The organism is Acinetobacter lwoffii, assembly GCF_024129115.1.
Lineage (GTDB): Bacteria > Pseudomonadota > Gammaproteobacteria > Pseudomonadales > Moraxellaceae > Acinetobacter > Acinetobacter lwoffii_T.
On the sequence record NZ_JAMXXO010000009.1, the window covers coordinates 99,902 to 105,901 of the forward strand.

The following is a 6,000-nucleotide window of genomic DNA, read 5'->3' on the forward strand; positions in this document are numbered from 1 at the left end:
CCTTTATCAGAAGAATATGTTCTAAATTCTGCTTTCTTTAAATCCCTTTAAATTTGGCTTAATAACTCTTCAATTCTGATCTGAAACTCAGGCAAGGCATCGATTAATTTAGCAAAACACAGTACACTTCCTATTAAACGACAATGCTTTTTAAATGGCTTAATTCTGATATGCAACAGACTAAACGGTTTCCCATAGGCGCACACCTTATGGTTAAACATTTCGGTTATACCCATCATGGGATTTACGCCGGACGTGGTCGTGTCATTCATTATTCCGGCTTTGCGCATTTATTCAAGAAACGCCCCATTGAAATCACCTCGATTGAAAAATTCAGTCATGGCAAACCGATTCATATGCAGCATTATGATTCGACAAAATATAAAGGTCGTAAAGTAGTACGCCGCATGCGGTCCAGAATGCATGAAAATAACTATCATCTGATTATTAATAATTGCGAACATTTGTGTACCTGGGCCATTACCGGCGTAGAAAGCAGCCCGCAAGTGATTTATATGATGAATCGTCTGACCACGATTGGTTATATCAGCTCGATGATGAGTTTTATGAACAGCATGTTCCTGACCCTGACCACCACCAGTTTCGCATTGGCGCTGTACATCAAGAAGAAGCTCAGAGATAAAGCCAATCTGCGTTTGCAACAATACCGTGAATTGCAAGATCAGGCTAAAACTAAAGTGTCAGACCTGACTAATTTTAAACATCGTTAATTCAAAGCCTAGTCTACCGATAAATGATGAGCAGGAAAGGTTGAGGTCGTGTTTACATTTTGATGATGTCGATAAGGAATTAGGTTAAATAGCCTTTTTTGGCTTGAATCGCTTCAGGTAGTGCTTTGCCTAAAGAGCTTAGGGTTTCCCGCTCTACCAGTCGTACAATTGAATCTAGCGGCAGATCATTGTCTTGTAGACCAAAGGGTTCTTCCAGCTCCGCACTAAGCTCATCCAGCCCGAGTAGCATATAAGCAATTAATCCGACCAGGATCGGCGTCCACAGGCCTAAATTTGCCTGCAAACTGAAAGGCAGGATAAAGCAAAAAGAATAAACCGCACGATGTAATAATACCGAATAAGAAAATGGTAATGGCGTTGACAAAATTCGGTCACAACCAGCCTGAATATCTCCCAAGGCCACAGTATGCTGATTCAGGTTGTTATAAATAATATCGCTGATCTTACCCTGTTTATATTGCTGTACCAGCTCTTTTTGCATCTGTTCCAGCACCCATTGTGATGGATTGATTTGCATGGGCAATTGCTCGAATGATTCGGGTTCAAAACCGGCAGTGGTCTGATAAGCCTGAATGCTGGACATCTGTTGTCTCAATCGGTCCCGTAATAGATGGGTAAACAGCATCATGCGATATAGCAAAACTTCACGGGTTGGCTCGTCCAGAACATGGCTGTCACGGCATAAATGGCGCGTGGTGGCAATCAGCGCACCCCAGAGCTTTCGCCCTTCCCACCATCGCTCATAGCAGGCCGTATTTCTAAAACTTAAAAAAATCGAGAGAATGACACCAAAAATCGTAAAGCCAATTGCCGGGACAGCAGGAAGGCTCACGAAATGCGCCTGACTCAAATACACCAGTAAAGCGGAAATAAAGACCACCAAGATTAATGCGGGCAGCACCTTGGGCAGAATCGTTCCCTGCCAGGCAAACAGTAAACCCAAACTATTATTCTTATCACGCACAATCATGCAATTTTCCCTGTTGTATTGAAAAAGCCCAACCAGAGTTGGGCTTTTTACATTCTGACTTAAACCAGCTTATTTGCCTGGTTTAAAGCTGTCCTTAAGATCCAGAATACGGTTAAATACCGGTTTTTCGCTGGAATGATCATATTGATCTGCCACGAAATAGCCTTCACGCTCAAACTGGAAACGGTCTTCTGGCTGAGCTTGTGCCAAAGCAGGCTCAATCACGGCCTGAACCACCTTCAATGATTCAGGGTTGAGGTTTGCCAAGAAGTCATCGCCCACTTCAGGATCAGACTCCGTAAACAGACGGTCGTATATACGCACTTCAGCAGGAACGCCTTTTGTTGCAGATACCCAGTGAATCACGCCTTTCACCTTACGACCTTCAGGATTTTTACCTAAAGTTTCAGGATCAATCGAACATTTCAGCTCAACCACTTCACCATTTTCATCTTTAATGACTTCGTCACATTTGATGACATAGGCATGACGTAAACGAACTTCACCTCCTGGAATCAGACGTTTAAAGCCTTTTGGTGGCTCTTCTTCAAAGTCTTTACGGTCAATATACAGCTCAGTCGTCAATGGAATAACGCGCTCGCCCATATCGACATTCGGATGACGTGAATGGGTCAGGTCCATATCGGCTGGCAAGTTGGTTAAAGTCACTTTTAATGGATTTAACACAGCCATACCACGAGCGGCAGTATTTTCCAGAGACTGGCGAATACAGTATTCCAGCATAGCTACATCGACAATACTTCCATCAACTTTCGATACACCGACACGTTGACAGAAATCACGTAGACCTTCAGGTGTGAAACCACGACGACGCATACCGACTACAGTTGGCATACGTGGGTCATCCCAGCCCTGAACATAGCTACCTTCCACCAGTTTACGTAATTTACGTTTCGAGGTGATGGTATAGTCCACATTCAAACGGCTCGATTCATACTGACGTGGCACGGATGGTGATTTAACTTTTGCCACTACCCAATCATAGAACGGACGATGATCCTGGAATTCCAGGGTACAGAGTGAATGCGTAATGCCTTCAATCGCATCAGACAATGGATGCGCATAGTCATACATTGGATAAATTTTCCATTTATCGCCAGTCTGATGGTGTTCAGAATGCAGGATACGATACAGAATCGGATCACGCATATGGACGTTCGGTGAAGTCATATCAATCTTGGCACGTAATACAGCCTGACCTTCTGCATATTCACCGCTGCGCATTTTCTCAAAACGCTCCAGGTTTTCTGCAACCGTTGCATCGCGTTGTGGCGAGTTTTTGCCTGGCTCAACGAAATTACCGCGGTTCAAACGGATCTCTTCAGGGCTTTGCAAATCCACATAGGCATCGCCCTGCTCAATCAGCTGAACTGCCCAGGTATAAAGTTGATCGAAATAGCTTGATGCATAACGCGGCTCGCCTTCCCATTGGAAACCCAGCCATTTCACATCATTGGCAATACCATCCACATATTCCTGCTCTTCGGCATCCGGGTTGGTATCGTCAAAACGCAGGTTACACACACCTTTAAATTCTTCAGCAATACCGAAGTTCAAGCAAATTGCTTTCACATGGCCAATATGTAAATAGCCATTCGGCTCAGGCGGAAAACGCGTCACCACCTGTTGAGTACGACCAGCGGCTAAATCATCAGTAATGACCTGACGTACAAAGTCCAAGCCTGGTTGTTGTTCTTGCTGCTGCACTGAATCGACTGCATTGTTCTTCTGGGTCGGGTTCTCGGGCAGAGATGTCACAACATCATTTGGCTTCATGATCAATCATTCACTTCTAAAGTTAAAAAGGGATTAACGAATATTTCATCGTACAAGTTGTACGTATATTCATTATCAAAGTTCCTTAGTTTAACTATAGGTGCTTAATCTCTCAACCGCTAACTACGGTATTTGATTTCAATTCACTCATTTTAAAAAGTGAAAATACAGCAAGCTGCCCAAAACTAAAATATCAACACTTTACGAAACTGGAAAATGATTCAATTCGTGCCTGTCCGAAATATAACGCCCTGACTGGCTGCATTTGAAATGCCTTGATAAATCAACGTATAAATAAGGTATTATTTTTATGCTTTTAACAAAGAAAATAATGTTTTTACTTGCCTTGTCGAATGTAGTTTGCTTATGCTTCACTCATTCAGAAAAAACCATGGCACTCGTCCATGATCAGGAGATTACACAATGAGTTTTCCTCAAGTCGAATTAAACACCAATAAAGGTCGTATTGTTCTAGAACTCAATGCTGAAAAAGCACCTAAAACTGTAGCTAACTTTTTAGAATACGTACGTGACGGTTTTTATGACGGCGTAATTTTCCACCGTGTTATTGATGGTTTCATGATCCAAGGCGGCGGCATGGATGAAAACTTCAAGGAAAAAGCAACACGTGATGCAATCGAAAACGAAGCAGACAACGGCTTGACCAATGACGAAGGTACGATTGCAATGGCGCGTACTCAGGCACCGCACTCTGCTTCTGCTCAGTTCTTCATTAACGTGAAAAACAACTCATTCCTTAACCACTCTGGCAAAACTGCTCAAGGTTGGGGTTATGCGGTATTTGGTAAAGTGGTTGAAGGTATGGACGTTGTGAACGAAATCAAAAACGTACGTACTGGCAACCGTGGCTACCACGCTGACGTTCCTCTAGAAAATGTAGTAATCGAATCTGCAAAAATCATTTCTGAATAAGTTTAAATCCTCCCTAACCCTCCTTTAATAAAGGAGGGAATCACCTTTTATCAAAATAAGGTTTTCCTCCCTTTTCCAAAGGGAGGTCGGGAGGAATTAAATTAAACAAGGAAAAGATTCGTGATCTATCTGTTTATCTCAGATTTACATTTGTCACCTGATCACCCTCGACTTGTTCGGGGGTTTTTAGATTTATTAACTGAGTATCAAGATCAAAATACCCAACTGTATATTTTGGGTGACTGGTTCAATGCCTGGATTGGTGATGATTATACGTCTCCGTGGCTGGACGAGATTGTCACTGCATTAAAACAGTTTACTCAGGCTGGGAATCAAGTCTATTTTCAGGCCGGCAACCGGGATTTTGTCTTAGGAAGTAAATTTTTAGCTCGATTTGGCGGGCAGCTTCTTCCCGAAATCGATCAGCTAATCATTGCCGGAACACATTTTCGCCTGGAACATGGCGATGCCCTATGTACCGATGACGTCTCCTATCAGCGTTTTAAAAAGATTATTCGTCATCCCTGGCTACTTGGCTTCTTAAGAAAAACCCCTCTCTCATTTCGAACCAGACTAGCCAACCGCTTTCGTCAACAAAGCCATCAGGCACAACAGTTTAAAAGCTATGAAGTGATGGACGTCAACCCACATGCAGTTGAGCTGGCATTACAGGATGTAGATGTACTGATCCATGGTCATACGCATCGCGCAGCCATTCATCAGTTAGCCCAGAAAAGAAGAATTGTACTAGGCGACTGGAAAGAAGACAGTGCAGAGATTCTGGAAATTCAGGAAGATCAAAGTTTTGATACCCTGAAACTAAAAAAGTGGCGATATTAATCAGCCACTTTTTACGATATTGATCTGCTTAACACAGACGATAAAGCTGGTTTACCCCAGTATAGAAACTTTTACCATCGAGATTGAACTGAAATTCCTCACCCGTTGGCAATTGAATCATTTTACCGACCTCAACCCAGATAAAACCGTCCATTGTATTTTGCTTGCGCTTTAATGGAACCAGTTTCACGTTAATTTCATTGCCATCAGCGGCAGTGGCAATATGCCATTCATTGATTTTGATCAAAATATTTACTCACACGATATGAGCTTTTTGTGACTATATGGAGAGAGATTAATAACAACCTAGTTTACATAATAGTTCTATGGCTAGTAGATCTTATTTGAGTTCAAATACTTGAACTAAAAAGTACATCACAATCAGCTTAAAATAATAATAGAAGCAAGAACAGTACTTGCTTGAAGTGCAACCAGTGTAAGCTATTTATCCAGCAAAAGCAAAATTACATTGTAATGACAATAGAATGGGATTTTTAAGAACTTTTTTCATGCTTTGTTAATTATTAGGCTTTTGATTTTTATGATCTAAAATTCATTTTAACGTTACTTCATTTCCGTTGATAAACAAAACCTGTCTTTAAATACCTTAAAATCAATAGGGTGTGTTGACACTTTTAGCTTAAAAAAATAGCGAAGTAGTAAAATCAAATCGCCAAACCCAATTTTACTATTCGCTATGCCTCGTAC

6 protein-coding genes are annotated in these 6,000 nt (G+C 41.8%); 3 read left to right on the top strand and 3 right to left on the bottom strand.

What is annotated here, in order from left to right; genetic code table 11:
- The first annotated feature begins 170 nt into the window (after nt 1-170).
- Complete coding sequence (locus NI470_RS08960; RefSeq protein ID WP_034438430.1) at nt 171-731, top strand: lecithin retinol acyltransferase family protein; 561 nt, start codon at nt 171-173, stop codon at nt 729-731.
- Nucleotides 732-810: 79 nt separating this feature from the next.
- Here the strand turns inward: NI470_RS08960 and NI470_RS08965 are convergent, their stop codons facing one another.
- Nucleotides 811-1,722, bottom strand: a complete 912-nt coding sequence (locus NI470_RS08965; RefSeq protein WP_253148165.1) for a bestrophin family protein — start codon at nt 1,720-1,722, stop codon at nt 811-813.
- Between the two features lie 69 nt (nt 1,723-1,791).
- Nucleotides 1,792-3,519, bottom strand: a complete 1,728-nt coding sequence (locus NI470_RS08970; RefSeq protein ID WP_004279842.1) for a glutamine--tRNA ligase/YqeY domain fusion protein — start codon at nt 3,517-3,519, stop codon at nt 1,792-1,794.
- Nucleotides 3,520-3,942: 423 nt separating this feature from the next.
- Between NI470_RS08970 and NI470_RS08975 the strand changes: the two genes are divergently transcribed.
- Together NI470_RS08975 and NI470_RS08980 are read left to right on the top strand one after the other, a co-directional pair.
- Nucleotides 3,943-4,452, top strand: coding sequence for a peptidylprolyl isomerase (locus NI470_RS08975; RefSeq protein ID WP_004279844.1), 510 nt, complete (start codon nt 3,943-3,945; stop codon nt 4,450-4,452).
- A 120-nt stretch (nt 4,453-4,572) separates the two neighbouring features.
- Nucleotides 4,573-5,292, top strand: a complete 720-nt coding sequence (locus NI470_RS08980) for a UDP-2,3-diacylglucosamine diphosphatase (RefSeq protein ID WP_114540753.1) — start codon at nt 4,573-4,575, stop codon at nt 5,290-5,292.
- A gap of 28 nt (nt 5,293-5,320) precedes the next feature.
- On the opposite strand, the gene NI470_RS08985 is transcribed toward NI470_RS08980, so the two are convergent.
- Nucleotides 5,321-5,539, bottom strand: a complete 219-nt coding sequence (locus tag NI470_RS08985; RefSeq protein WP_004279847.1) for a hypothetical protein — start codon at nt 5,537-5,539, stop codon at nt 5,321-5,323.
- Nucleotides 5,540-6,000: the final 461 nt, after the last annotated feature.